Origin of the sequence: Methylobacterium sp. 285MFTsu5.1 (assembly GCF_000383455.1) — a bacterium.
In the GTDB taxonomy this organism is placed as follows: Bacteria; Pseudomonadota; Alphaproteobacteria; order Rhizobiales; family Beijerinckiaceae; genus Methylobacterium.
In genome coordinates this window covers 140,358-167,081 of sequence record NZ_KB911277.1, presented here as the reverse complement: position 1 = coordinate 167,081, position 26,724 = coordinate 140,358, and the positions used below count along the sequence as shown (strand labels likewise).

The following is a 26,724-nucleotide window of genomic DNA, read 5'->3' as shown; positions in this document are numbered from 1 at the left end:
GCGGGGCTGTCGGCAGGGCTGCCGGTGGATCTGCCGGCGGGGCTCTCACTCCAGTCCCGGCACCGGCACCCCGAAGGCGACCGCCAGCAGCACCATGTTGAGGGCGAGCACCAGGGCGGCCCCCGCCACGGCGGCGGCCTGGGTGAGCGGGCCGTTGGCGAAGGGCCCCATCACGCTGCGGCGCCGGGTGAACACCACCAGGGCCACCATCGGCACCGGCAGGGCGAGTGACAGCACCACCTGCGACAGGACCAGCGCCTGCGTCGGGTCGACGCCGATCGCCACCACCGCGAAGGCCGGCAGCATGGTCACGAGCCGGCGGACGAGGAGCGGGATGCGCCAGCCGGTGAAGCCCTGCATCACCAATTGCCCGGCGAGCGTGCCCACCACCGAGGAGGAGATCCCGGAGGCGAGCAGCGACACCAGGAAGGCCGCCCCCGCGGCGGGCCCGAGGAGCGGCGTCAGGGTGCGGTAGGCCTCGCCGATCTCCGCCACCTCGCTGTGGCCGACGTGGAAGGCCGCCGCCGCCATGATCACCATCGCCATGTTGACGAGGCCCGCCAGCAGCAGCGCCACCACCACCTCGCGGTTCGAGTAGCGGACCAGCAGGCGCCGGTCGGCCTCGGTGCGGGGATTGCCCCGGCCCTGGGTCAGGCCCGAATGCAGGAACAGCGCGTGCGGCATCACGGTGGCGCCGATGATCCCGACCGCGATGGTGAGCGCCTGCGCGTCCGGGATCCGCGGGGTGACGAGGCCCTTGGCGGCCTCGCCCCAGGCCACGGGCGCGATCAGGAGCTCGACCGCGTAGCAGAGGCCGATCGTGCCGACCATCGCGCCGATGGCGATCTCCAGCGGCCGGAAGCCCTCGTGCTCCAGGAGCAGGATCGCGTAGGTGACCACCGCGGTGATCGCCATGCCAGCCATGAGCGGCATGCCGGTGAGCAGCGACAGGCCGATCGCGCCGCCGAGGAACTCCGCGAGGTCGGTCGCCATGGCGGCGACCTCGCTGATGCCCCACAGGGCGAGGCGCACCGGCCGCGTCGTCGCGTCCCGGCAGTGCTCGGCGAGGTTCTTGCCCGTGACGATGCCGAGCTTGGCCGACAGGGCCTGGAACAGCATCGCCGTCAGGTTCGCGAGCAGCACCACCCAGAGCAGGCCGTAGCCGTAGCGGGCGCCGGCCTGGATGTTGGTCGCGAAATTGCCCGGGTCCATGTAGGCGATCGACGCCGTCACGGCGGGGCCGGCGAACAGCAGGAACCGGGCCCGGCCGCCGGGACGGCCGTCGAGGACGTCGCGGATGGCGCCCTCGGTCCGCCGGCTCATCGCCCCGGGCGCGGCGCGCCCGGGGGCCGTCGCGGCGTTCGGCGCCACCATGCTCGAACCCTCTCCTCAAAGATATAGCGGAGGCTATATTCAGGGTTCGCGGCCAGGATTCAAGGGGCTGGCAGCGGCCGCCGGTATCGGCCCCGCGGGACTCCCCTCGAGGTGGCGGTGTTTGCTAGACAGGGGTCGGGGCGGCCCGCGCGGACCGCGGTGGGGGAGAGCCGATGCAGGAACCGTCCGAGCCGGGCTCGCCCGAGACCGCGCTGGTCGATCCCGAGCGCCACGTGGAGAGCTTCCGCCAGGCCCGCGAGGCCCGGCGCTCGGAACTCGTGGAGGATTACGTCGAGCTGATCGACGACCTGATCGGCGACGGCGGCGAGGCGCGGCAGGTGGACATCGCGGCCCGGCTCGGCGTGGCGCAGCCGACCGTCGCCAAGATGCTGAAGCGCCTGTGCGAGGACGGGTTCGTCCAGCAGCGGCCCTATCGCGGCGTGTTCCTGACCGAGGCCGGCCGCCGGCTCGCCGCCCAGGCCCGGGAGCGCCACCGCATCGTCGAGCGCTTCCTGTGCGCGCTGGGGGTGAGCCCCGAGACCGCGCGGCGGGACGCGGAGGGGATCGAGCACCACGTCAGCGCCGAGACGCTCGCGGCGTTCCGCGCCTTCGCGGAGCGGCACGGGGGGGCGTGAGGCGCCCCTCCGACCGTCATCGCCTCGCGCCGCTCGCGGAGACGCTCGCAGAGACGTTGTGTCTGCCGCGACCGACACCCTCACGCCGTCGGCGCCGCCACCTTCTGGCGCAGGCCCAGGATCACCGCGCGGAGCATCTCGGCGCCCGCCGCGCCGGCATCCGGCAGGGTGCCGGTGCGGGAGGCGTAGACCCGCTCGTGCACGAAGGCGAGCTTGGCGATCACCGCGGGCGTCAGCTTGAACGGGTAGAGCGCCGGCTGGCCCATGCTGTGGGACAGCGAGTTGATCGCGTAGGTGAGCGGCAGCCACGCGGCGATCAGCCGGTCGAGGTCGGCCGTGTTGTACGGGTCGAAGTCGATCACGGTCGGCGCCTGCGGCCCGGAAGGCCCCCGCTGGCGCAGGCGCGGGCGCACGTGCAGCTCGAAGGTCGAGGCGGTCTCCACCGTGTCGACGATGTGCAGGTAGTGCGCGAAGGTCTCGGCGAAATCCTCCCACGGATGGGCCGTGGCGTAGGCCGAGACGTAGGCCTCGTCCCAGTCGGCGGGGGCGCCCCTCGCGTAGTGGTCCTGCAGCGCCTGGACGTAGTCGCGGCGCTCGTCGCCGAACAGCGCCCGGAAGGCGTCCCAGTCGGGGCTGTTCAGCACCAGCAGGTACCAGAAGTAATGCCCGATCTCGTGCCGGAAATGGCCGAGCAGCGTGCGGTAATGCTCGCCGAACAGGATCCGGCGGCGCTCCCGCTCGACGTCGTCGGCCTCGGCGATGTTCATGGTGATCAGGCCGTTGATGTGGCCCGTCAGCACCGGCGGCCCGCCGGAGACGCTCTCGGACGGGTCGACCAGGAAGTCGAAGGCCAGCCCGTCCGTGTACTGGGCGCGGGTGGCGAGCGGCAGTTCCAGGCGCAGCAGCGAGTAGAACAGCCGGTGCTTGGCCGCCTCGATCTGGCGCCAGCGGGCGAGGTTCCAGGGCTGCGACAGGTCCGGCACCACGCGGTTGTGGCGGCAGGCGGTGCAGTAGATGTCGGGGCTGTCCTCCGGCACCAGCCAGTTGCAGGCCTGCGCGAGGGCGTTGTTGCACAGCCGGTAGCGCCGGCCGGGATCCGCGTAGGCGTGGAAGATCTGCGCGCCGCCCATCAGCGGGTGGGCCGAGAGCCCCTGCGGCTCCAGCGCCGAGACCTCGTGGACCGCGCAGGCGTAGCCCAGCGGCCGCGCGCAGCTCTCGCAGGCGGTCGCCTCGAAGGTGACCGGCTGGTCGCAGGCCTGGCACTGGAAGATCTTCATCGCGCGGTCCCGGGCCGGCGGCCGGCCCACCTGCCGGTCAAGCGGGGCCGGGCGGCAAAGTTCCTGCCAGCGGCCCGGACGGCCGGGCGACGCACGGAAATTGCTTGTTGCGCGATCCGTGTCGCATAACCGTGCGGTGGGCGCCGGCGCCAGGGACCGGCAGCGCGACCGCGTTCGATCCTTTCGACGGAGCCATCGTGTCGATCAGAGCCGCCCTGCACCACGTCACGCATTACCGCTACGACCGGCCGATCAGCCTGGGGCCCCAGGTGATCCGCCTGCGCCCGGCCCCCCACGCCCGTACCAAGGTCCCGGCCTACGCGCTCACGGTGACGCCCGCCAACCACTTCCTGAACTGGCAACAGGATCCGAGCGGCAACTGGCTCGCCCGCTTGGTCTTCCCCGAGAAGACCGACGAGCTGAGGATCGAGGTCGACCTCACGGCCGACATGGCGGTGATCAACCCGTTCGACTTCTTCGTGGAGGACTACGCTCAGGTCCGGCCCTTCGCGTACGACCCCGCCCTCGCCGGGGAGCTGGCCCCGTATCTCACGCCCGTCGACGCGGATTGTCCCGAGATGGAGGCGCTGCTGGCCCGTCTCCCGGAGGAGACCAGCACGGTCCAGTTCCTGGTGGCGCTGAACGGCCTGATCGCCCGGGAGACTGCCTACGGCGTCCGCATGGAGCCGGGCGTGCAGACCCCCGCCGAGACCCTGCGGCTGAAGAGCGGCTCCTGCCGCGACTCGGCGTGGCTGCTCGTGCAGGTGCTGCGCCGGATCGGCCTCGCCGCCCGGTTCGTCTCCGGCTACCTGATCCAGCTCGTGCCCGACACGACCGCGGTCGACGGGCCGACCGGCGCGTCGGCGGACTTCACCGACCTGCACGCCTGGGCCGAGGTCTACCTGCCGGGCGCCGGCTGGGTCGGCATGGACGCGACTTCGGGCCTGCTCACCGGCGAGGGCCACATCCCGCTCGCCGCGACGCCGCACTACCACTCCGCCGCGCCGATCTCGGGGGCGATGGAGCCGGCCGAGACCACCTTCGACTTCGCGATGACGATCACCCGCGTCGCCGAGACGCCGCGGATCACCAAGCCGTTCTCGGAGGACGTCTGGGCCGCCATGGACGCGCTGGGCGAGCGGGTCGACGCCGACCTCGCCGCGCAGGACGTGCGGCTGACCATGGGCGGCGAGCCGACCTTCGTGTCGGTGGACGATTTCGAATCGCCCGAGTGGAACATCGCGGCCGTCGGCCCGACCAAGCGCGGGCTCGCCGACCAACTGATCCGGCGCCTGCGCGACCGGTTCGGCCCGGGGGGGCTGCTCCATTACGGTCAGGGCAAGTGGTATCCCGGCGAGAGCCTGCCCCGCTGGGCCTTCGCGCTCTACTGGCGCAAGGACGGCAAGCCGATCTGGCGCGACCCGGACCTGATCGCGCCGGAGGTGGCCGCCGGGGAGGCGGGGCACGCCACCATCGCGCAGGCCGAGGCGCTCGCCGACGCGCTGGCCCGCCGCCTCGGCCTCGCCGACTACGTCTTCCCGGCCTTCGAGGACGGGGAGCTCTGGGAGCGGAAGACCGCGGCGCTGCCGGTCAACGTCACGCCGGCCGACGCCAAGTCGGGCTCGGTGGAGTTCGACGCCCGGATCAGGCGGGTCTACGCGCGGGGCCTCGGGGAGGCGGCCGGCTACGTCCTGCCGCTGGCGAGCCTGCCCACCGGCAAGGGCGGCGAGGCCGACCGCGTCTGGATCTCGGAGACGTGGGACTTCCGGCGCGGCGCCGCCTTCCTGGTGCCGGGGGACTCGCCCGTGGGCTTCCGCCTGCCGCTGTCGTCGCTGCCCTACGTGCCGCCGGAGCACTATCCCTATTACCAGCCGCAGGACCCGCTGGAGCCCCGCGCCGCCCTCCCCGACGGGCACCCCGAGGGCCATCCCGGCGCCGCTGTGGTCAACGGCTCCGGCATCACCGGCGTGGCGGTGCGCACGGCCCTGTCGTTCGAGCCCCGGGACGGGGTGGTGCGGGTGTTCATGCCGCCGGTGCAGCGCGCCGACGAGTATCTGGAACTCGCGGGCCACCTGGAGGCGGCCGCCGCCGCGCTGAAGCTGCCGATCCACCTCGAGGGCTACGAGCCGCCCTACGACCCGCGGATCGGCGTCATCAAGGTGACGCCCGATCCCGGCGTGATCGAGGTGAACGTCCACCCGGCCGCCTCGTGGCGGGAGGCGGTCGCCATCACCACCGACCTCTACGCCGAGGCCCGCCAGACCCGGCTCGGCGCGGAAAAGTTCATGACCGACGGGCGCCACACCGGCACCGGCGGCGGCAACCACGTGGTCATGGGCGGCGTCACGCCGGACGATTCCCCGTTCCTGCGCCGGCCCGACCTGCTCAAGAGCCTCGTGCTCTACTGGCAGCGCCACCCCGCGCTCTCGTACCTGTTCTCGGGCCTCTATATCGGGCCCACGAGCCAGGCGCCGCGCATGGACGAGGCCCGCCACGACGGGCTCTACGAGCTGGAGATCGCGCTGGCCCAGGTGCCGGCCCCGGACGCGCCCAACATCCCGCGCTGGCTCGTCGACCGGATCTTCCGCAACATCCTCGTCGACGTCACCGGCAACACCCACCGGGCCGAGATCTGCATCGACAAGCTCTACTCGCCGGACGGGCCGACCGGGCGCCTCGGCCTCCTGGAGTTCCGCGCCTTCGAGATGCCGCCGGACGCGCGGATGAGCCTCGCGCAGCAGCTCCTGCTCCGCGCCCTCGTGGCGTGGCTGTGGCGCGAGCCGCAGACCGGCGGCTGTGTCCGCTGGGGCACGAACCTCCACGATCGGTTCATGCTGCCGCATTTCCTCTGGTCCGACTTCCTCGCGGTGCTGGAGGATCTCCGGGCGGCGGGGTACGATTTCGATCCGGTCGCCTTCGAGGCGCAGGCCCTGTTCCGGTTCCCGGTCTTCGGCACGGTCGAGCAGGGCGGGGTCCGGATGGAACTCCGCCAGGCGCTGGAGCCCTGGCACGTGATGGGCGAGGAAGGGACCAGCGGGGGCACCGTGCGCTTCGTGGACAGCTCGGTCGAGCGGCTGCAGGTCAGGGTCGAGGGCTTCGTGCCCGAGCGGCACGTCATCGCCTGCAACGGCCGCCGCCTGCCCATGACCTCCACCGGCCGCGGCGGCGAGGCCGTGGCAGGCCTGCGCTTCAAGGCGTGGCAGCCGGCCTCCTCCCTGCATCCGACGATCCCCGCGCACTCGCCGCTGACCTTCGACATCCTCGACGCCTGGAGCGGCCGCTCCCTCGGCGGCTGCCGCTACCACGTCGCCCATCCGGGCGGGCGCAACTACGAGACCCACCCGGTCAACGCCTACGAGGCGGAGGGGCGGCGCCTCGCCCGGTTCCAGCCGAACGGCCACACGCCCGGCCGGCTGGAGATGCCCCGCCCGGAATCGAGCGCCGAGTTCCCGCTGACCCTCGACCTGCGGACGCCGGCCCCGCAATGACCCGCGATGTTCGGACATCCGGGGCGGACACCGGCGCGGTCGACAGAGCGCGACGCGCCCCCGCCCCCGCCCCCGCTCCCGTGCGGGAGAGGGACCCGCGCTCCGCTCTGCGGCCGCGTCGTCGTCCACGCTGCGTGGATCCGCGAGCCGCGATGACCCGGGATCCGTGATGGAGGCGGCGCTCGCGGGCAGCCGCGGCCGGGCCGAGCGGCCGGAGGGCGCGCGCGAGCGCGTCGCCCGCTGGAGCGCGGGCTACCGCCCCGCCCCCGGCCGGCCGGACGAGTTCCTGGGCGCCGACGGCGCGCCCCGCGGGGCGTGGCCGCGCCTGCTCGACCGTCTCGGCGGCCTCACCGAGCCGGAGATCATGGCCCGGTTCGTCGCGGCGGAGCGGCACATCCGGGACGCGGGCATCTCGTTCCGCATCGCCGGCGACCAGCGCGAGCACCCCTGGCCGCTGGGCTGCCTGCCCCTGGTGATCGAGGGGCCGGAATGGGCGGCGCTCAGCGCCGGCATCGTCCAGCGCGCGGAGCTGATGGAGGCGATCCTCGCCGACGCCTACGGCGAGGGCCGGCTGGTCGCCGAGGGGCTCCTCCCCGCCGCGATCGTGGCCGGCACGCCCGAGTTCCTGCACCCGCTCCACGGGGTCGCGCCCCCCGGCGGCCACTACCTCAAGCTCTACGCGGCCGATCTCGGCCGGGGACCGGACGGGCGCTGGCAGGTGCTCGCCGACCGGACCCAGGCGCCCTCGGGCCTCGGCTGGGCGCTGGAGAACCGCATGGTCCTGGCCCGGACCTTCCCGGACTTCTTCCAGGACCTCCACGTCGAGCGCCTGCCGGCCTTCTTCCAGGCGTTCCGCGACGGGCTGGCGCTGGGGGCGGAGCGCGCCGACCCGCGCATCTGCCTGCTGACCTCCGGCCCCTACAGCAGCACCTACGTCGAGCAGGCGGCGCTCGCCCGCTACCTCGGCCTGATGCTGGTGGAGGGCGACGACCTCGTCATGCGCGACGGGCGCCTGCACGTGCGCACCGTCTCAGGCCTGAAGCGGGCCGACGCCCTGTGGCGGCGGATCGACGCCGACTTCCTCGACCCCCTGGAGCTGAACCCGGCCTCGCGCCTCGGCGTGCCCGGCATCCTCGACGCCCTGCGCAACGGCTCCCTGGTGATGGCCAACATGCCGGGCGCGGGGCTCGTCGAGTCGGCTGCCCTCGCCCCCTATCTCGACGGCATCGCCCGGCGCGTCCTCGGCGAGCCCCTGCGGCTCGGCCACCCGCGCACGTGGTGGTGCGGCGACCTCGAGGGCCTGGCGCACGCGCGGGCCAACCTCGACAGCCTGACCCTGCGCCCGGCCGCCACGCCCCAGCGCGGGGCGGGGCGCGACGCGATCCTGGCGGGCCCGGTCCTGGCAGCCGAGCGCGAGCGGGTCGTGGCGGCCCTGCGCGACCGGCCCTTCGACTACGTCGCCCAGGAGGCGGCGCCGCTCTCGACGATGCCGGGCTGGGAGCGCGGCCCGGACGGCCTGTTCCTGACGCCCCGCCCCTTCGTGGTCCGCGTCTTCGCCGCGCGGACGCCCCTCGGCTGGCAGGTCATGCCCGGCGGCTTCTGCCGGGTCTCGGAGCGCGAGGACGTCGACCCGATCGAGCTGCGGCTCGGCATCCGCTCCGCCGACGTCTGGGTCCTGTCCGAGGAGCCGGTCGCCGCGCCCCTGATCGGCACGCAGGCGGCGCCGCGGGTGCGGCGGGTCGGCGGGCACCTCCCCGCCCGGGCCGCCGACGGCCTGTTCTGGCTCGGCCGCTACTTGGAGCGCGGCGAGGCGGTGATCCGGCTGGTGCTGGCCCACCTGCGCAGCGTCGGCGACGCCGTCGGGACCGACATCTCGGGCGCCCTCGACACGCCGGCGGCCCTGGCGCTCCGGGCGCTGCTGCACGAGTGGGGCGCCATCGCGGCCGCCGACCTGCCGACCGCCAGCCTCGCCCAGGAGGCGCTGGCCGGGCGCGACCGGCCGGGCTCGGCCCGGTCCCACGTCATCGCGGCCCGCCGCAACGCCGCCGCGCTCCGCGCCCGCCTGTCGGGCGAGGCGTGGCGGGTGCTCGCCGACCTGAACGAGTTCCTGTCCCTCAACACCGAGCGGGCCTTCACCGAGTCGCAGCTCGCGGGCCGGGCCGAGCGGGCCCTGAGCCAGCTCGCGGCGCTCGCCGGCCTCACCCACGAGAACATGAGCCGCGCCGAGGGCTGGCACTTCATCGAGCTCGGGCGGCGGATCGAGCGGGCGATCAACACCGGCGCCTTCGCGCTGGCCTTCGCCAACGACGAGGCGACCCCCGGCTGCCTCGGGGTGATGCTGTCCCTGTGCGATTCGCAGATCAGCTACGGGCGGCGCTACCTGCAGGGGGCGGCCCTCGACCCCGTGCGCGACATGGTGCTGCTCGACCCCTACAACCCGCGCTCGATCGCCTTCCAGGCGGAGGCGATCACCCGGCACCTCGCCGACCTGCCGGCGCTCGCCGCGGACGGGATCCCCGAGCCCCATTGCCGCCTCGCGACCCGGATCCTGGCGGAGTTGCGCAGCGGCGAGGCCGCGGATTTCGACGCCGTGCGCCTGACCGCGCTCGCGACCGACCTCGAGCGCCTCGCCGACGGCATCGCGGCCCGCTATTTCCCCACCGGGCCGAACGCGCTGCGCCCCGAGAAGCTGACGGGGCTGGCTTGATGCTGTGTGTCCTTGACGCTGCCGCCTCAAGGACGATCCGCAGCACGGGCTGCGGCGCGCCTTCGCGCTTGCCGGCGACCGCAGGCGACGGACGTCGCGATGGGCGGTGGCCGGGATGATCTACACGCTGCGCCACCGCACCGCCTACCGCTACGGCCGGCCGGTGCACTTCGCCCGCTGCACCCTGCGGCTCAAACCGCAGGATTGCGAGGGCCAGAGCGTGCTGGCGAGCGCGGTCACGATCGACCCGAGCCCCGCCCGCGCGGTGATGCGGCGCGACTATCTCGGGATCGACGCGGTGGCGATCACCCTGGAGACGCCCCACACCACCTTCAGCGTCGAGGCGCTCTCCACCGTACGGGTCGAGCGCCCGGCCCCGCCGCCGCCCGAATCCGGGATGCCCTGGGAGCGGGTCCGCGACGCCGTTCTCGCCGGGCGCGACCTCGGCGGCCGGGCGCCGGTGCATTTCCTGTTCCCGAGCAGCCGGGTGCCGCTGCTGCCCGCGATCACCGACTACGCGCGCCCGAGCTTCGCCGTGGGCCGCAGCGCCTACGGGGCAGCCCACGACCTGATGCTGCGGATCGGCCGGGATTTCCGCTTCGATTCCAAGGCCACCACCGTCTCGACGCCGCTCGCCGACTCCTTCGCGCTCCGGGCCGGGGTCTGCCAGGACTTCGCCCACGTGATGATCGCGGCCCTGCGCGGCATGGGCCTGCCCGCGGCCTATGTCAGCGGCTACCTGCGCACGGTGCCGCCACCCGGCCGCCCGCGCCTGCGCGGGGCGGATGCGAGCCACGCCTGGGTGGCGGTCTGGTGCGGCACCGGCTGGCTCGGCCTCGACCCGACCAACGGCGTCGCGGTGCGGGACGACCACATCGTGGTGGCCCGCGGCCGCGATTACGGCGACGTGGCGCCGGTCGACGGCATCGTCAGCGGCTCGGGCAAGCAGCGCCTCAAGGTCGAGGTCGACGTCATCCCCGACACCGAGACGCGGGATCTCGCGCTGGTGGGATGAGGTGACGCTCCGTCATCGCGAGCGCAGCGAAGCGACCCAGGGCGGCGCGACATCCCCGAAGGTGGCGCGACACCGGATCGCTCCGCTCCGCCCGCAAGGACGGGGATGTCGCGGACGCCACCCTCACCACATCGACTTGGCCGCCCGCTCCGGCCATTCCGCGTCGTAGCGCTGGCCGCCGACCTCGCCCGCGGTCAGCGCCGCCAGGATCGCCCCCGGCGTCGGCAGGCTTCCCGGGTCGACGCGGGCTTCCGGATCCCACAGCCCGGCCCGGATGATCGCCCGGGCGCACTGGAAGTACACCTCCGCGACGGTGATCACGAGGGCGGTGCGCGGCGCGTGGCCGTCGACCCGGAACGAGGCGAGCAGGTCCGGGTCGGCCGAGATCACCGCCCGGCCGTTCACCCGCAGCGTCGTGCCGGATCCCGGGATCAGGAACAGCAGCGCTACCCGCGGGTCGCGCACGACGTTGCGGAGCGAGTCGATCCGGTTGTTGCCCCGCCGGTCGGGCAGGATCAGCGTGCGCGGGTCGGCGACCCGCACGAAGCCCGGCCGGTCCCCGCGCGGGCTGCAATCGAGCCCCTCGGGACCGGCGGTCGCCAGCACCGCGAAGGGCGAGGCCGCGATCAGCGCCGCGTAGTCCGGCGTGATCGCGGCCGCCACCTTCACCGTCGAGGCGGGTGCCAGGGGCGCGCTGTAGAGCGCCTCCAGCGCGGCGAGATCGTCGACGATCATTGCGCCCTCACGCGACCGGGGCGGCCTTGCCGGCCGCGAAGGCTTCGTGCTCGGCGACCAGCGCCCCCGACAGCGCCGAGGCGATCAGGCCCCGGGTCTCGTCGACGCCGTAGAGGGCCACGAAGGAGCCGAACCGGGGTCCGCGCGCCTCGCCGAACAGCACGTTGTAGAGGCTCGTGAACCACGCCTGCGACACGCCGGGCCGCCCGTCCGGGCTCTTGGCCTTGCCGGACGTGTCGGGGAAGTGGCGCCGGCCGACCTCGTAGACCGCCGCCTGCAGGGCCTCCGGGTCGGTCGAGCCGGCATGGTCCCCGAGCGTCTCCGACAGGTCCTCCAGGGCGGCCCGCTCCTCGGGCGTCGGCGCCCGGTAGGTCTTGGCCGGCCGCACGAAGTCCGAGAAGAACTTCAGGGCGTGCTTCACCAGCCGGTCGAGGCCCGGATGGGTCTCCGGCCCGGTCTGCGGCGCGTAGCGGCGGATGAAGCCCCACAGCACCGCCGGGTCCTCGGTGTTGGCCACCGCGGCGAGGTTGAGCAGCATCGCGAGGGTCAGGCTCGCGCCTTCGACCTTCTCGGGCTCCGGCGGGTTGCCGGCGTGGAGGTGCCAGACCGGGTTGCCCAGCCGCAGCTTCGCGTCCTGGCCGGCGTAGCGGTCGAGGAAACCGATATACTCGTCGACGTGCCGGGGGATCACGTCGAAGAACAGGCGCTTGGCCTCGCGCGGCTTGTTGTACATGAACAGGGCGAGCGATTCCGGCGTGCCGTAGGTGAGCCACGCGTCGATCGTCAGGCCGTTGCCCTTCGACTTGGAGATCTTCTGGCCCTTCTCGTCGAGGAACAGCTCGTAGTTGAAGCCCTCCGGCGGCTCGCCGCCGAGCGCCCGGGCGATCTTGGCCGAGAGCTTGACCGAATCGATCAGGTCCTTGCCGGCCATCTCGTAATCGACGCCGAGCGCCACCCAGCGCATCGCCCAGTCGGGCTTCCATTGCAGCTTGGCGTGGCCGCCGGTCACCGGAGTCTCGTAGCGCTCGCCCGTGGCGGGATCGCGCCACACGATCGTGCCGCTCTCCGCCCTCACCTCGTCGATCGGCACCTGCATCACGTGGCCGGTGACCGGGTGGAGCGGCAGGAACGGCGAGTAGCTCGCCGAGCGCTCGGCCCGCAGCGACGGCAGCATGATCTCCATCACGGAATCGTAGCGCTCCAGCACGCGCAGCAGCGTCGCGTCGAACACGCCCGCGCGGTAGCACTCGGTCGCCGAGCGGAACTCGTAACTGAAGCCGAAGGCGTCGAGGAAGCGGCGCAACTCGGCGTTGTTGTGCGCGCCGAAGCTGTCGTGGGTGCCGAACGGGTCCGGCACGCGGGTGAGCGGCTGGTTGAGGTGCGCGGCCAGCATCTCCCGGTTCGGGACGTTGTCGGGAACCTTGCGCAGCCCGTCCATGTCGTCCGAGAAGGCGATCAGCCGGGTCGGCACCGCGTCGCGGGTGAGCACCCGGAAGGCGTGGCGCACCATGGAGGTGCGGGCGACCTCGCCGAACGTGCCGATATGCGGCAGGCCCGACGGGCCGTAGCCGGTCTCGAACAGCACCTCGGTCTTGCCGGATTTCTCCAGCCGCGCCACGAGCTTGCGCGCCTCCTCGAAGGGCCAGGCGGCGGCGTTGGCGGCGGCCTCGATCACGTCGGCGTCGAGGGTCAGGGCTGGGGGAGCGGCGGGCATGTCGTTGGAGACGATCTTCAGGGCTGAACGCGTTGGGGAGCGCGCACCCTAGAGCGGTTCGCATCGGAGCGGAACGCCCGGAGGTGCAATGCGGGGTTCCATCGCGGGCTCGCGCGTGAGGCCTGTGCGTGCGGCCTATGACAGCGTGGGCCGGTTTCGGCTTGGCAGACGCACGCCCGATCCGCTCGGCTTCCTGCGCGTGCCAGGCCGAATCGCGAATCCCGGATCTCCGAATCTCGCCCTCATCCTGAGGTGCCGCAGCGCAGCGGAGGCCTCGAAGGAGCCCTCCAGTGACCGCTGCGCTGGCTGGAGCTCTCCTTCGAGGCCGCTGCGCGGCACCTCAGGATGAGGGCGAGGAGGGGAAGTCCCGAGTCGAACAGGCTCTCGGCGCCGAACCTTGGCCCAGATGGCGCGGATCTCCGCATCGGTGGCGCGATCGCCGCGCGCCTCGGCGGCCCCGGATTCGTCGAGCTCCGCCTCTTCCTCCGGGGTGAACCGGTAAACCGGGGCCTCGTCCCCCGCGAAGGCCAGCATGAGCCGGGCGCTCTCGTCCTGAAGGTCCGGGGACGGGTCGCGCCTTCGCCACCGCCTGCTCGAGCAGATCCGCCACGGTGCCGTCCGCGTGCCGTCCGACAACCGAAGCCCGGCAGCAGGATCCCCATTCCTGGTGGCGACGAAAGCCCTCAGAACGGGCTAACGGGGAAGAACCGCAGGTACAGCTCGGTGTACTTGCCGTCGTCCCAGACCCGCTGGAGCGCGTCGTCCAGCGCCCGGGAGAGGGCAGCGTCCTCCTGGCGCGTGATCAGGCCGATCCCCTCCCCGAAATAGCGGTTCTCGAGGTAGTCGCCGCCGGTGAGCGCGCAGCAACTCTCCGCGTCCTGGCCGCCGACGAACAGGGCGAGGTTGAGGCCGTCGGCGAACAGGTAGTCGATCTCGCCGCGCTTGAGCGCGCTCTCGGCCGCCGTGAGATCGGTGAAGTCCTTCGGTACGGCCTTCGGGAAGAACGCCTTGAGGTAGGCCGCGTGGGCGCTGCCGGCGATGACCCCGACGCTGCGGCCGGCGAGCGCCGCCGCGGAGGGGACCGGCAGGCCCTTGTCGGCCCGGGCCGCGAAGCGCGCCGGCCAGCGGAAATACGGCCGCGTCGCCAGGAATCGCGACCGCAGGGACGCGGTCAGCGGGATGGCGGCCGCGACCACGTCGCCCTGCTTGCCGTCGAGGGCGTCGAGCAGGGTGTCGAAGCGGCGCGCCTGCACCGTGCAGGTGATCGTCAGCTTCTCGCAGACCGCCCGGGCGAGCTCGACCACGAAGCCCGTCGGGTTGCCGTCGGGGCCGGCGAAGTGCAGCGGCGGGAACTCGTCGTCCGTGAGGAAGCGGACCGCCCGGCCGGTCTGCGGCGCCTCCACGCGCTCGCCCCGGCTGCGCGGGTTCCAGAAATCCGGGATCGTGACGGCGGGGGTGGCGGTGACGCCCGTGGCCGGCGCGGCCGGGGGCGCCGCGGCGGCGGCCGGCCCCGCGAGGAGCGCCGCGACCGCGGCCGCCGCGATCCGGGATGGGATGGTTGTCCTATCGCCTCTTGACGACGGGGACGGGGCGGTGCTCCTGTCGGAGCGCGGGGGCGGGGACTGGCTCACCCCCCTCCTCTACCACGTCCTCGGGCCGCCGGGGGAGCGCGCGGCGTGTCGTTCCAGCGCCCGCCCGTGGGGCCGGAGGGCCTGCCGCCGGAGATCGCCTTCCTGCTGGACGAGGGCGTCGACGCGCGGCTGCTGGTCCGGGCCGCCGCCGCGGCGACCGCGGCCGGGACCGACGCGGCGACCGCGCTGATGAATGCCGGCCTGATCGCGGAATCGGCCTACTACGCGGCCCTGGCCCGGGCGCTCGGCGCCCCCTACCTCGACGGCCCGATCCCGTTCGGCCTGGGCCTGCGCTTCCCCGACAGCCTCGTGGCCGGCCTCGCGCCGCTGGCGCCCGGCGCGGTGGCGCCCTGGGTCCTGGCGCCCCGCGGGCGGGCGATCGCGGACCTCCTCGACGCCGCCGGCCGCGCCGCTGGCCACGCCGCCGTGCCGGCGATCACCAGCCCTACCCGCCTGCGCGAGGCCGTGTTCGCGTCCGTGCCCGGGCAGGTGGCGGATCACGCGGCGCACGACCTGCGGCGGCACGGCCCCGAGTGGGCGGCCGCCCCCGAGCCGGCCTTCCGCTGGCTGCTGGTCCTCGCCCTCGGCGGGACCGCCGCGCTCTGCCTGTGCGCGGCGCTGCCGGCCCCGCTGGCGCGCGCGGTGATGACGGCCGGGCAGGTCCTGTTCCTGGCCATGGCGACCCTGCGGATCGCGGCCCTCGCCATCGCGGCTCCGGTCGCCGCGGAGGCGGTGGTGCCCCTCGCCGAGGCCGACCTGCCGGTCTACACGATCCTCGTCCCCCTCCACCGCGAGGCGGCGGTGGTGCCGGACCTGCTCAGGGCGCTCTCCGCCCTCGACTATCCGGCCGCCAAGCTCGACATCAAGCTGCTGCTCGAGGCGGACGACGCGGAGACCGCCGCGGCCCTCCCCCGCGACACCCTCCCGGCCCGGTTCGAGGTGATCACGGTGCCGCCGGGCGGCCCGCGCACCAAGCCGCGGGCGCTCAACGCCGCGCTGCCGCTGGCTCGCGGCACCCTGATCACGGTCTACGACGCCGAGGACGTGCCCGATCCCGGGCAACTGCGGCTGGCGGCCGCCCTGTTCGCGCGCCTGCCCGCGCGGACCGCCTGCCTCCAGGGGCGGCTCGTGATCGACAATGCCGGCGATTCGCGCCTCGCCCGTGCCTTCGCCCTCGAATATGCCGGGCTGTTCGACGTGCTGAACCCGGCCTTCGCCCGCTGCGGCCTGCCGGTCCCGCTGGGCGGCACCTCGATGCACCTGCGCACCGACGTGGTGCGGGCTCTGCACGGCTGGGACGCCCACAACGTCACCGAAGACGCGGATCTCGGCCTGCGCCTCGCGCTGGCGGGCTACACCGTCGGCGACCTTCCCAGCCCCACCTTCGAGGAGGCGCCGGCCCGCCTCGGGCCCTGGCTCGGCCAGCGCACCCGCTGGCTGAAGGGCCTGGTCCAGACGAGCCTCACCCACGGGCGGCACCCGCTGGCCAACGCCCGCAGGCTCGGCGGCCTGGAGACGCTCTGCGCCGCCGCCCTGGTCCCCGGGACGGTGGTCTCGGCGCTCGCCTACCCGGCCTGCCTCGCCGCGGCGGCGTGGTCCTTCCTGGTCCGGGACATCCCGGCCGCCCCCGTCTTCCTGGACAACCTCTCCACGGGGCTCGCCATCACGCTGTTCGGGACGGGGCTCGCCGCCCTGGTCCTGCCCGCCCTCGTCGGCTGCGCCCGGCGCGGCTGGGGGGACCTCGCCCGGTCGGTCCCGTGGATGCCGGTCTACTTCCTGCTGGTCAGCCTCGCCGCGTGGCTGGCGCTGATCGAGCTGGTCCGGGCGCCGCTGCGCTGGAACAAGACCCGGCACGGCCTCGCGCGGACCTCCCGCAGCGGCCGCCGGCGGCGGGCGTACCCTGCGACAGCCTGCGACACCGGGACGTGACCGGGCGGCAGCGGATGCGCGTCGGCTTGATCTGGATCAGTCGCGGGCCCGCGCCGGGCCGCTAGCTTGGCCAGCCGGCTCCCGCCCGCGCCGCGGGCGGCCGGTGATTCGCCTCGCGGTGGTCCAAGCGATGCCGGCCTATCACCTCCGACGCACCCTCGAGCACGCGGACGGCCGCTGCGGCCTCGCCTTCGCCAGCGACCGCCTGGAGGCGGACGACGCGGAGGCGGCGATCCGCCGCGCCCGCGACCTGTGCCGGACCGCCGCCAACATGCTCCTGACCGGGGCGGTGCTGACCGATTCCCTTCGGCCGGATCCTGTGGTCGTTCACCCTGGCGCTGGCCCGGGAGCCGCTCTGCGTCCGGCCGACGAGCTGAGGGCCCCGACGGAACCCGCGCGGATCGGCGCGCCGCGCAACGCCCGCGGCCCGCGCGCCGTTGTCCCGCACGGGCGCGGCCCGGAGAGGCCGAGAGCGCGGCCGAGCGAGCTGCCGGGAGAGCTGCCATGAGCACGATCGCGATCCTGATCGGCACGCAGGCGGGGGCGCGCCTCCTGGCCGCCGCCTCCGAGCGGGAGGCGGCCCTCTCGGCCGAGGCCTTCCTGCTGCGCCTGCCCGTCCGCGCCCTCCCGGCGCCGCTCTGGGTGCAGTGCGCCGACCCGGCGGTCAGCGGCCGCCTCACCGGCTACCTGAACGGCCTGCAGGCCGAGCAGGTGCGCGAGCGCGACCCGAGCCGGGTCTGAGGCCCGGCGCTGAGGCCCGGCGCTGAGGACCGACGCTGAGGACCGGCGATCCGTGAGACGCATTTCCCTGCGCCGCGCCATGCTCTAACCCCGTCCGCATGAGCGAGACACGCGACGCGGGCCGGTCCGGGGCGAGCGGGGGGCGGGACGCCGATCCCGCCGCGGAGGCGCCCCTGGGCCGGCTCCTGCGCCTGATGGCGACCCTGCGCGATCCCGTCGCCGGCTGCCCCTGGGACGTGGCGCAGAGCTTCGCCACCATCGTGCCCTACACGATCGAGGAGGCCTACGAGGTCGCCGACGCGGTGGCGCGGGGGGACCTCGGCGACCTGCGCGACGAGCTCGGCGACCTGCTGCTCCAGGTGGTGTTCCACGCCCGCATGGCCGAGGAGCGGAGCGCCTTCGCGTTCGACGACGTGGCCCGCGCCATCGGCGACAAGCTGGTCCGGCGCCACCCCCACGTCTTCACCCCGGACGGCGCGCCCCTGCCCGCCGGCTCGCCCCTGCGCGACCCCGCGGCGGTCGAGGCCCAGTGGGCGGCGATCAAGGCGCAGGAGCGGGCGGCCCGGCAGGCGGAGCGGCGGGACGCGGGGCTCGCGCCGGACCCGGCGCCCGACCCCCTCGGCGGCGTCGCGCGGGCGCTGCCGGCCCTCGCCCGGGCGGAGAAGATCTCCCGGCGGGCGGCCGCCTACGGCTTCGACTGGGACGACGCCGCCCAGGTCGTCGACAAGGTCCGCGAGGAGACCGACGAGGTCGCCGAGGCCCTGGCGGCGGGCGACCCGGAGGCCCTGTCCGAGGAGATCGGCGACCTCCTGTTCTCGGTGGCGAACCTCGCGCGGCACGCCGGGATCGACCCGGAGACCGCCCTGCGCGACGGCACCGCCAAGTTCGAGCGGCGCTTCGCCGCCATGGCGCGGCATCTCGCGGCGTCCGGGGGCGCCCTCGGCCGCTCCGACCTCGCCGCCATGGAGGCGGCGTGGCAGGCGGCCAAGCGCGACGAGGCGGCGGGACAGGCGTAGCGGCGCTGTCAGGCCGCCCCGCCCCGCCCTGCCCGCTCGCGGCCCGAGATGCCGGCTCGTCGCGGCGGATCCGTCGGGCTCCGAAACGGTGATCCGACGCGTTGGCGTTCCGGCGGGCGGGCGTTAAACCCGTGCCATGTTCGACGACGCGGCCGCTCGGCGCTACCTCGCGGGACTGGCCCCCGTGGCGGCGGGGTCGGTGCGCTGGCTCATCTACGATCACGACCGGCAATGGGTCTCGGTCGTGGACGGCGATCTCGTGTCCCTGCGGCAGGATTGCCTGCACGTCCTCGACGTCTCCGCGGAGGCGGACGCCACCGCGTCCCTCGTCGACGCGATCCGCGAGTTCCTCGCCGAAGGGACGGAGTGCACCCCGCAGATCGTCGCCCTCTCGTGCGCCGTGCTGATGCAGAGCGTGGGGGATCTCGACGCGGTCTTCGATCGGATCCGGTCCGGTGTCATGGCAACCCTCGTCTACGCCGAGGACGTCGTGGTCAGGCCCGTCGCCGGGTAGCGCGGATCGGCCCTCGCCCGGACGCGCCGCCCGACCGGGCCGGCTGCCTTCGCGGCTGCCTTCGCGGCTGCCTTCGCGGCGATCCCCGCGGCGATCCCCGCGGCGATCCCCGCGGCGATCCCCGCGGCGATCCCCGCGGCGATCCTCCGCGGCGCCCCCGCGCGGCGAGGGCTCGACACGTCGCGGCGCGCGGATATGTTCCGCGCATGCGCTTCGCCCTGCCCGCCCTCGCCGTCCTCGCCGTCACCGCCGCCCTGTCCCGGCCGGCCGCGGCCGAGACCATCCTCCAGGAGCGGTTCGGGTGCCACACCCAGGAGGTCACGGACCGCCTGTTCAAGCTGGTCATGGCGGGCGACGAGTCCGGGTTCGGCCAGCTGCTGCAGGGCAGCCTCGCCAGCGGCGAGTGCCGGTCGTTCAAGCCCGGCGAGGAGGTCCGGCTCGAGTCCCGGACGATGAGCTACGGCTGCCTCGCCCTGAAGGACACGCAGGATCGCTGCTACTGGACGCCGCTGAGCGCCATCGAGAAGACGAACTGACGGCGAACTGACGCCCCCGCGGGGCGGCGGCGAACCGGCGCCCGGGGGCGCCGGCCCGCCCGCGCGGCCGGTGCGCGGTCAGGCGGCCTTCTTCCCCCGGCCCTTCGACGGCTCCGCGTCCGGCTCCGCCCCGCCGGGCTCGCCCGCGGCGTTGATCGACTCGGCGATCTTCGAGAGCAGCGCGTCGGTCCGCTTCTCCTCCTGCAGGGTCTCGTCCAGGAGCTGGGCGGCGTCCGCGTAGCCGAGCTGGGCCGCCCAGGTCTTCAGGGTGCCGTAGCGGGCGATCTCGTAGTGCTCCACCGCCTGGGCGCAGGCGGCCAGCACCGCGTCGGCGGCCGGGCTGTCGGCGAAGTCGTCGAGGTCCTCCTCCATCTCCGAGACGATGCCCTGCATCGCCTCGCAGGTCTTGGCCCGGGTCGGCTTGCCGATGATCTCGAAGACCTGCGTCAGGCGCTCCACCTGCTGGGCGCTCTCCTCGGCGTGGGTCTCGAAGGCTTGGCGCAGCTCGTCGTGCTCCGCCGCCTTGGCGGATTTCTTGAGGGCTTTCACCGACTGCTTCTCGGCGTAGTAGACGTCCTTCAAGGTCTCGTAGAAGGCGTCCTGCAGCGTCTTCTGCTTGGCCATTCGGTCTGTCTCCGCTGGGGTCCACGCGCCGTGTTCGGCGGCGTCCTCCGGGGAACTCCGGTCCGGCCGGCCGTATCCGGGCGATATCTTCGCCCTGTGGAGGAACCTTTCGGGGCTCAGCCGCCCGCCCCGTCCGGGCGCGGCTTCCGGCTGCCCCGCGGCGCGCCGCCCGGCTTCGGGCGCAGGCGGTCGAGGACCGTTTCCAGGGCGCGCTCCACCGCGTCGCGGTCCGGCACGGTCTCCGGCACCGCGTCCGGCGGAGGCGGGGGCGATCGGCCCGGGTCGCGGCGCTTCGGCATGTCGTCCGCCCGTATCGCCGCCGGGCCGACCGGTCTTCCGGCCCGCGCGGCGGCTTCCGGCCGGTCGATCGGCCAGGATCCTGGGATCAAAGCCTGCCGGGATCCGGGGATCCCGGGATCCTGTGATCAAGGTTCGCGGATGGTTGCCGGCGCGTCGGGATCCGGACCTTTCGGCGGCCGTGCCGGATCACCGGAGATCTCGGTCGCGCCCTGTCCGGACCCGCAGCGGCCGCCGAACGGCCAGTCGATCAGGCCGCCGGCCCAGAGCGCCGCCCAGACGAAGACCGGCTGAAACGCGAGCCGCGGCCCGTGGTACCACCAGGAATCCGGGATGCCCTCGACGTGGACGTGCTCGAACGCGTGCTTGAGGTTCGCCGGGTAGACGCAGACCGCGTAGAGGGCGAGGCCGAGCGCGGCCGCCCGGCGGAACCGCCCGGTGAGGAGGCCGACCGCGCCCGCGATCTCGCACAGGCCGGTCGCCAGGATGACGAGCCGCGGCTGCGGCACCCAGTCGGGCATGAGCGGCAGCATCGCGTCGGTCGCCACGAGGTGGACCACGCCGATGAACCCGTAGATCGCCGCGAGCGCGTAGCGCAGCCGGCGCCGCCAAGTCTCGATTGACGCCTCGGTCACGCGACCGCGTCCTCCGTGACGCCGCAGGCCTGCGCCACGCGGGCGCGCAGGGCCGCCACGAGGCGGGTCACCGCCGGATGGCCGGCGCCTGGGCCGGCGCTCGGGAAGGCCGTGTCGCCGATGGCCGTCACGGGGGCCAGGAGCCGCAGGGAGTTGGTCAGGAACACGGCCTCCGCGCCGAGGAGATCGGGCAGGCCGAGCGACCGTTCCTCGGCCCGCAGCCCGCATCCGGCGGCGAGACCCAGCACCTCCGCCCGCACGATGCCGGCGAGCACGCCGTCCCCGAGCGGGGGCGTCACCAGATTGGCGCCGAACAGGGCGAAGAGATTGCCGGTGCCCGCGCAGGCGACGCGGCCCCGGGTGTTGCGGAACAGCGCCTCGTCGAACCCCGCGGCGGCGGCCTCGCGGGCGGCCAGCACCGCGTCGAGATAGCCCAGCGTCTTCAGGCGGGCGGCGGGGGAGGTGTCGTTGCGGGCGATGGCCGTCGGCCACAGGCGCAGGGGCGCGAAGGACGCGGCCCTGGCGCTCGCGGCCGCGGTGGCGAACAGGGTCGGGTTCGGCGCGTCCGGCGGTCTCAGGCCGCGCGGGCCGGAGCCGCGCGTCAGCGTGGTCCGGATCGCGAGCCGCTCCCCCTGACCCGCGAGGTCCCGCATGGCCGCACGGATCCGCTCGGGTTCGGCGGGGATCCCCAGCGTCTCCGCGGAGGCCACGAGCCGGGCGATATGGGCGTCCTCGAAGGCGACGCGGCCGCCGAGCGCCAGTGCGGTGTCGAACAGGCCGTCGCCGAGCGTCAGGCCGCGGTCGGTGTGGTCGAGCGGAGCCGTGGTTCCGGGCAGAAGCGCCCCGTCACGCCACAGCATCGCGGCGCCCCTCCGGCCTCTCCCGCCACGCGCGGGCGAGATCCAGGAAATTGGCGAACAGGGCGTGGCCGCCCTCGGTCAGGACCGATTCCGGGTGGAACTGGATGCCGTAGGTCGGGTGGGTCCGGTGCGACAGCGCCATCACCTCCCCCTCCTGCGAGACCGCGTCGACCGAGAGGTATCTTTCCATGTCGGGGCCGGGATTCACGACCAGCGAGTGGTAGCGCCCGACCGGCATCGGCGCCGGGATTCCGGAAAACAGGCGCTCGCCGGTATGGGCGATCGGCGTCATCTGCCCGTGGAGGGGGCGCTGTGCCCGCGCGACCGTGCCGCCGAAGGCCGCGCCGATCGCCTGATGGCCGAGGCAGACGCCGAGGATCGGCACCGCGCCCGACAGGTCGCGGATCGCCGGCAGGGAGATCCCGGCCTCCGCGGGGGTGCAGGGCCCGGGCGAGACCACCAGGGCCTCCGGCTCCAGCGCCCGGATGCCGGGGACGTCCAGCGCGTCGTTGCGCACGACCCGGACCGTCTCGCCGAGCTCCTCCAGGTAACGGACGACGTTGAAGACGAACGAGTCGTAATTGTCGAGGACGAGGATCATGCGAAGGCCTCGAACACGCGGGCGGCCTTGGCCAGGGTCTCGTCGTATTCCGGGCCGGGCTCCGACAGCAGCGTCACCCCGCCCCCGGCCTGCAGGACCGCCTGCCGGTCGTCCATGAACACGGTGCGGATCGCGATCGACGTGTCGAGCGCCCCGTCGAAGCCGATCCGGCCGATGGCGCCGCAGTAGAGTTCCCGCGCGTCGCCCTCGATCTCGGTGATGATGTCCATGGCGCGGATCTTCGGCGCGCCCGTGATCGAGCCGCCCGGGAAGGTCCCTTCCAGGAGGTCGAGGGCGTCGAGCCCGTCGCGGAGGTCGCCGGTCACCACCGACACCAGATGGTGGACGTTGGCGTAGGTCTCCAGGCCGCACAGGGTCGGCACGGCGACGGTGCCCGGCCGGCAGACCCGCGACAGGTCGTTGCGCAGTAGGTCGACGATCATGACGTTCTCGGCCCGCTCCTTGACGCTGGCCTGGAGCGCCTCGGCCGCCGCCCGGTCGGCCGCCGGGTCGTCGAGGCGGCGGGCGGTGCCCTTGATCGGGCGCGTCTCCACGTGCCGTCCGTCGAGGCGGATGAACCGCTCCGGCGAGGACGAGGCGACGGTCAGGCCCTCCTGTTCCAGGTAGGCCCCGAAGGTCGCCGGGTTGGTCTCGCGCAGCCGCCGGTAGAGGGCGAACGGGTCGAAGCCGGCCGGCAGGTCGGCGACGAAGCGCTGGGCGATGTTGGCCTGGTAGATGTCGCCGGCCCGGATGTAGGTGCGGACCTTTTCGACTGCTTCTTCATAGCTTTGTCGGTCGAAGTTCGAGCGCCACGCGAGCGGCTGGGCCGTCCGGGCGGGGGCCGGGACCGGCGGCTCCGCGCCGCCGAGCAGGTCGGCGAAGCGGGCGAGCCGCGCCTCCGCGCGGGCCCGCCGCGCGTCCGGCGCGGTCTCGGGGAAACCCGTGGCGACGAGCCGGCCCGTGCCGGCGGCGTGGTCGACGACCAGCGCGGTGTCGTAGAGGTTCAGCGCGATGTCGTGGGTGAGCCCCGCCCGCCGGGCGGGCGGCGCCACCCGCTCCAGCGCCGCGCCGAGGTCGTAGGCGAGGTACCCGATCGCCCCGCCGGGGAACGGCTCCGGGCCTGCCTCGAGCCGGTAGGGTTCGAGGCAGGCCCGGAGCGCGGCCATCGGGCCGCCCGCCACCGGCCTCCCGTCGAGGGTCGCGCGCCCGTCGCGGTAGCGGAACCGCGCGAACGGGTCGGCGGCCACGATCGAGTGCCGCCCCAGCGGGTCGTGCCGCATGGCGCTGTCGAGGAAGGCGAGCCCGGGCAGGGCGCGCAGCCGGGCCGCCGCCGCGACGGGATCGATGAAGGGGATCTCTCGGGTCCACATGACCGGGTTCGGGGCCGTTATCCTCGGGCTGTGCGTCATCCGCTGCCGTCGCACAGGCGATGCCGCGGGGGAAGCGGCAGTTCCACGCAGGCCCCGCCGCCGCGCGCGGGCGGGCCGTGTCCGGGGCGCAGGGCCGCGCCGCCCAATCCTGATGTGGGGTCTGAGGAGCCGGCCGCAAAGCTCTGCCGTAGCGATAGGATCCGCGCCCGGGCTCAGGCTCGCGCGCAGGGCCGGGCACCCCTGCGGCGGCCGGCCTCGCGCGGAGGCGCGGGAGCCTGTATAGGAGCGCGACCCCGAATTCCTGGTCCCGCGCGCCGGGCGGCCGATCGCCCCGCCGGACTGTCCGACCCGAATGCCATGACCGCCACGCCCGCTCCCCGCGGCCCCGCTCCCGGCGCCGCCCCGAAAATCTCGTTCGTCTCGCTGGGCTGCCCGAAGGCGCTGGTCGATTCCGAGCGGATCCTCACCCATCTGCGCGCCGAGGGCTACGAGCTGGCCCGGCGGCACGACGGCGCCGACGTGGTGATCGTCAACACCTGCGGCTTCCTCGATTCCGCCAAGGCGGAGTCGCTCTCGGCCATCGGCGAGGCCATGGCGGAGAACGGCCGCGTCATCGTCACCGGCTGCATGGGCGCGCAGCCGGAGGAGATCCGCGAGAAGTACCCCGACCTCCTGGCGGTGACCGGGCCCCAGGCCTACGAGTCGGTGGTGGCGGCCGTCCACGAGGCGGTGCCGCCGGCCCACGACCCGTTCCTCGACCTCGTGCCGCCGCAGGGGATCAAGCTCACCCCGCGCCACTACGCCTACCTGAAGATCTCGGAGGGGTGCAGCAACCGCTGCAGCTTCTGCATCATCCCGAGCTTGCGCGGGAACCTCGTCAGCCGCCCCGCCGCCGACGTGCTGCGCGAGGCCGAGAAGCTGGTGAAGGCCGGCGTGAAGGAGCTGCTGGTCGTCAGCCAGGACACCAGCGCCTACGGCGTCGACATCCGCTACAGTGAGAGCCCGTGGCGCGACCGGCAGGTCCGGGCGAAGTTCTACGACCTGACCCGGGAACTCGGCGAGCTCGGCGCTTGGGTGCGGTTGCACTACGTCTACCCCTACCCGCACGTGGACGAGGTCATCCCGCTGATGGCCGAGGGCAAGGTGCTCCCCTACCTCGACATGCCGCTCCAGCACGCGAGCCCCTCGGTGCTCAAGCGCATGCGCCGCCCCGGCAACCAGGAGCGCCAGCTCGACCGGATCCGCAGCTGGCGGCAGATCTGCCCGGAGCTGGCGATCCGCTCGACCTTCATCGTCGGCTTCCCGGGCGAGACCGAGGCCGAGTTCGAGGAGCTGCTGGCCTGGCTGCAGGAGGCCAAGCTCGATCGGGTCGGCTGCTTCGAGTACGAGCCGGTGGCGGGCGCCACCGCCAACGCGCTGGGCGACCTCGTGCCCCCGGCGGTGAAGGCCGAGCGCAAGCGCCGGTTCATGGAGACCCAGAACGGCATCGCGCTCCGGCTGCAGCGGGCCAAGGTCGGCAAGCGGCTGCCCATCATCGTCGATTCCGTCGAGGGCGGGGTCGCACGGGGCCGGTCCAAGGCCGACGCGCCGGAGATCGACGGCAATGTCCACGCCGCGTTCCGGCGCCCGGTGCGGGTCGGCGACATCGTCACGGTGAAGATCGACCGGGCCGAGGCCTACGACCTCTACGGCAGCGTCGCCTGACGGCAGACCCCGTCTTTGCGAGCGCAGCGAAGCAATCCAGGGATGCGCTGCGCTCGGGGACGTCGCGCTGCCCTCTCGTCGCTTCGCTTCGCTGCGCTCGCGACGGGCGCCGGGCGGACTCCTGTTGACGCCGCGTCCGGCGCGGCTTGACCCCGCCCGCCCCGCGCGGTCTTTCGGAACAGATCAGGAACTTGGTCGGGACCCGAGGCGGCGATGGATCCGGAGGTCGCGCTCCGAAAGATCATCCACATCGACATGGACGCGTTCTACGCCTCCGTGGAGCAGCGCGACGACCCGTCGCTGCGCGGCCGGCCGCTGGCGGTCGGCGGCTCCCGGGAGCGCGGGGTGGTGGCCGCTGCGAGCTACGAGGCCCGAAAATTCGGTGTCCGCTCCGCCATGCCGTCGGCCACCGCGCGGCGGCTGTGCCCGGACCTGCTGTTCGTGAAGCCGCGCTTCGAGGTCTACCGGGCGGTCTCCGAGGAGATCCGGGCGGTCTTCGCCCGGCACACGGCCATCATCGAGCCGGTGGCCCTCGACGAGGCCTATCTCGACGTCACCGAGAACCTCCTGGGCCTCCCGACGGCGACGGCCGTGGCGAAGGCGATCCGGGCCGAGATCCTGGAACGGACCGGACTCATCGCCTCGGCCGGGGTCTCGTACAACAAGTTCCTCGCCAAGGTGGCGTCCGACCACCGCAAGCCCGACGCCCTGTTCGTCATCACCCCCGCCATGGGGCCGGACTTCGTGGCGGCGCTGCCGATCGGCCGGTTCCACGGCGTCGGCCCGGTCACCGAGGCGAAGATGAAGCGGCTCGGGATCGAGACCGGGGCGGATCTGCGCGCCTGGACGCCGGAGCGCCTGCGCGAGACCTTCGGCTCCGCGGGCGCCTACTACCACGCGGTCGCCCGCGGGATCGACGCGCGGCCGGTCCGCGCCCACCGGGTGCGCAAGTCGATCGGGGCCGAGACCACCTTCTCGGACGACACCGCCGCTTTCGAGGTCCTGGCCGCCCGGCTGGCGCCGCTGTTCGACAAGGTCTGGGCGGGCGCCGACGCCAAGGGCATGCGCGCCCGGACCGTGACCCTGAAGCTCAAGTTCTCGGATTTCGCGCAGGTCACCCGGGCGAAGTCCCTCGCCGTGCCGGTGGCCGACCGGGCCGCCCTGGAGCGGATCGGCCTCGACCTGCTCGCCGGCCTGTTCCCCCTGCGCCGCAGCGCGCGGCTGATCGGGGTGTCGCTGTCGGGCTTCGCGCAGGACGCGCCCGAGGCGCCGCTCCAGCTCGGGCTGGCGCTCTGACACGGCCTCCGGGGCAGGCCCCCGC

Annotated in this window: 23 protein-coding genes and 1 pseudogene; 12 read left to right on the top strand and 12 right to left on the bottom strand. The window is 73.9% G+C overall.

The window, feature by feature from the left end; genetic code table 11:
• Window positions 1–45: 45 nt before the first annotated feature.
• Window positions 46–1,374, bottom strand: a complete 1,329-nt coding sequence (locus tag H288_RS0114575; RefSeq protein ID WP_020093315.1) for an Nramp family divalent metal transporter — start codon at window positions 1,372–1,374, stop codon at window positions 46–48.
• Window positions 1,375–1,547: 173 nt separating this feature from the next.
• Here H288_RS0114575 and mntR point away from each other — a divergent pair, with 173 nt between their 5' ends.
• On the top strand, window positions 1,548–2,009 hold the full coding sequence (gene mntR, locus H288_RS0114570) for a manganese-binding transcriptional regulator MntR (protein WP_020093314.1): 462 nt from the start codon (window positions 1,548–1,550) through the stop codon (window positions 2,007–2,009).
• Window positions 2,010–2,089: 80 nt separating this feature from the next.
• On the opposite strand, the gene H288_RS0114565 is transcribed toward mntR, so the two are convergent.
• Complete coding sequence (locus tag H288_RS0114565) at window positions 2,090–3,286, bottom strand: putative zinc-binding metallopeptidase (protein ID WP_026604947.1); 1,197 nt, start codon at window positions 3,284–3,286, stop codon at window positions 2,090–2,092.
• 197 nt (window positions 3,287–3,483) lie between these two features.
• Between H288_RS0114565 and H288_RS0114560 the strand changes: the two genes are divergently transcribed.
• The 3 genes from H288_RS0114560 to H288_RS0114550 all read left to right on the top strand — a co-directional run bounded on the left by H288_RS0114560 (window position 3,484) and on the right by H288_RS0114550 (window position 10,496).
• Entirely contained in the window at window positions 3,484–6,774 is a 3,291-nt protein-coding gene (locus H288_RS0114560; protein WP_026604946.1) for a transglutaminase family protein, read from the top strand.
• A 169-nt stretch (window positions 6,775–6,943) separates the two neighbouring features.
• Window positions 6,944–9,481 carry a circularly permuted type 2 ATP-grasp protein gene (locus H288_RS0114555; RefSeq protein WP_020093311.1) on the top strand — a complete coding sequence of 846 codons (2,538 nt, stop codon included), beginning with the start codon at window positions 6,944–6,946 and terminating at the stop codon, window positions 9,479–9,481.
• A gap of 115 nt (window positions 9,482–9,596) precedes the next feature.
• A complete protein-coding gene (locus tag H288_RS0114550) occupies window positions 9,597–10,496 on the top strand; it encodes a transglutaminase family protein (RefSeq protein WP_020093310.1) in 900 nt (299 codons plus the stop codon).
• Between the two features lie 123 nt (window positions 10,497–10,619).
• Here H288_RS0114550 and H288_RS0114545 read toward each other — a convergent pair whose 3' ends face one another.
• The 4 genes and pseudogenes from H288_RS0114545 to H288_RS0114535 form a co-directional block, all read right to left on the bottom strand.
• Window positions 10,620–11,231, bottom strand: coding sequence for an MSMEG_1061 family FMN-dependent PPOX-type flavoprotein (locus tag H288_RS0114545; RefSeq protein ID WP_020093309.1), 612 nt, complete (start codon window positions 11,229–11,231; stop codon window positions 10,620–10,622).
• A gap of 7 nt (window positions 11,232–11,238) precedes the next feature.
• Window positions 11,239–12,945, bottom strand: a complete 1,707-nt coding sequence (locus H288_RS0114540; RefSeq protein ID WP_020093308.1) for a lysine--tRNA ligase — start codon at window positions 12,943–12,945, stop codon at window positions 11,239–11,241.
• 396 nt (window positions 12,946–13,341) lie between these two features.
• A pseudogene (locus H288_RS35950) lies at window positions 13,342–13,555 on the bottom strand (hypothetical protein); the annotation flags it as partial.
• 73 nt (window positions 13,556–13,628) lie between these two features.
• The gene (locus H288_RS0114535) at window positions 13,629–14,576 is read right to left on the bottom strand and encodes a transporter substrate-binding domain-containing protein (RefSeq protein ID WP_026604945.1); all 948 of its coding nucleotides are present in this window, start codon (window positions 14,574–14,576) and stop codon (window positions 13,629–13,631) included.
• A gap of 45 nt (window positions 14,577–14,621) precedes the next feature.
• Between H288_RS0114535 and H288_RS0114530 the strand changes: the two genes are divergently transcribed.
• From H288_RS0114530 to H288_RS0114500, 6 genes are all read left to right on the top strand, one after another.
• Window positions 14,622–16,505 (top strand): glycosyltransferase family 2 protein, encoded by a 1,884-nt coding sequence (locus H288_RS0114530; RefSeq protein ID WP_020093306.1) that lies wholly within the window; start codon window positions 14,622–14,624, stop codon window positions 16,503–16,505.
• A gap of 130 nt (window positions 16,506–16,635) precedes the next feature.
• Complete coding sequence (locus H288_RS32400) at window positions 16,636–17,013, top strand: hypothetical protein (RefSeq protein WP_020093305.1); 378 nt, start codon at window positions 16,636–16,638, stop codon at window positions 17,011–17,013.
• Window positions 17,010–17,246, top strand: coding sequence for a hypothetical protein (locus tag H288_RS0114520; protein WP_020093304.1), 237 nt, complete (start codon window positions 17,010–17,012; stop codon window positions 17,244–17,246). The genes H288_RS32400 and H288_RS0114520 overlap by 4 nt, the downstream gene beginning before the upstream one ends.
• A gap of 98 nt (window positions 17,247–17,344) precedes the next feature.
• Window positions 17,345–18,262 (top strand): nucleoside triphosphate pyrophosphohydrolase, encoded by a 918-nt coding sequence (gene mazG / locus H288_RS0114515; RefSeq protein WP_020093303.1) that lies wholly within the window; start codon window positions 17,345–17,347, stop codon window positions 18,260–18,262.
• A gap of 136 nt (window positions 18,263–18,398) precedes the next feature.
• On the top strand, window positions 18,399–18,776 hold the full coding sequence (locus tag H288_RS0114510) for a hypothetical protein (RefSeq protein ID WP_020093302.1): 378 nt from the start codon (window positions 18,399–18,401) through the stop codon (window positions 18,774–18,776).
• A gap of 206 nt (window positions 18,777–18,982) precedes the next feature.
• Complete coding sequence (locus tag H288_RS0114500) at window positions 18,983–19,312, top strand: hypothetical protein (protein WP_020093301.1); 330 nt, start codon at window positions 18,983–18,985, stop codon at window positions 19,310–19,312.
• A 78-nt stretch (window positions 19,313–19,390) separates the two neighbouring features.
• Here the strand turns inward: H288_RS0114500 and H288_RS0114495 are convergent, their stop codons facing one another.
• The 6 genes from H288_RS0114495 to pabB all read right to left on the bottom strand — a co-directional run bounded on the left by H288_RS0114495 (window position 19,391) and on the right by pabB (window position 23,699).
• Window positions 19,391–19,936, bottom strand: coding sequence for a ferritin-like domain-containing protein (locus H288_RS0114495; protein ID WP_020093300.1), 546 nt, complete (start codon window positions 19,934–19,936; stop codon window positions 19,391–19,393).
• Between the two features lie 116 nt (window positions 19,937–20,052).
• A complete protein-coding gene (locus tag H288_RS0114490) occupies window positions 20,053–20,235 on the bottom strand; it encodes a hypothetical protein (RefSeq protein WP_026604943.1) in 183 nt (60 codons plus the stop codon).
• Window positions 20,236–20,361: 126 nt separating this feature from the next.
• The gene (locus H288_RS0114485; RefSeq protein WP_020093298.1) at window positions 20,362–20,868 is read right to left on the bottom strand and encodes a DoxX family protein; all 507 of its coding nucleotides are present in this window, start codon (window positions 20,866–20,868) and stop codon (window positions 20,362–20,364) included.
• Complete coding sequence (locus H288_RS0114480; protein WP_020093297.1) at window positions 20,865–21,728, bottom strand: aminotransferase class IV; 864 nt, start codon at window positions 21,726–21,728, stop codon at window positions 20,865–20,867. The genes H288_RS0114485 and H288_RS0114480 overlap by 4 nt, the downstream gene beginning before the upstream one ends.
• Window positions 21,715–22,329 (bottom strand): aminodeoxychorismate/anthranilate synthase component II, encoded by a 615-nt coding sequence (locus H288_RS0114475; protein WP_020093296.1) that lies wholly within the window; start codon window positions 22,327–22,329, stop codon window positions 21,715–21,717. The genes H288_RS0114480 and H288_RS0114475 overlap by 14 nt, the downstream gene beginning before the upstream one ends.
• A complete protein-coding gene (gene pabB, locus H288_RS0114470; protein ID WP_020093295.1) occupies window positions 22,326–23,699 on the bottom strand; it encodes an aminodeoxychorismate synthase component I in 1,374 nt (457 codons plus the stop codon). Before pabB ends, H288_RS0114475 begins: the two co-directional genes overlap by 4 nt.
• A gap of 357 nt (window positions 23,700–24,056) precedes the next feature.
• On the opposite strand from pabB, the gene rimO reads away from it, so the two are divergent.
• Both rimO and dinB read left to right on the top strand, forming a co-directional pair.
• On the top strand, window positions 24,057–25,403 hold the full coding sequence (gene rimO / locus H288_RS0114465; protein WP_020093294.1) for a 30S ribosomal protein S12 methylthiotransferase RimO: 1,347 nt from the start codon (window positions 24,057–24,059) through the stop codon (window positions 25,401–25,403).
• A 213-nt stretch (window positions 25,404–25,616) separates the two neighbouring features.
• On the top strand, window positions 25,617–26,699 hold the full coding sequence (gene dinB / locus H288_RS0114460; RefSeq protein ID WP_020093293.1) for a DNA polymerase IV: 1,083 nt from the start codon (window positions 25,617–25,619) through the stop codon (window positions 26,697–26,699).
• The last annotated feature ends 25 nt before the right edge of the window (window positions 26,700–26,724 follow it).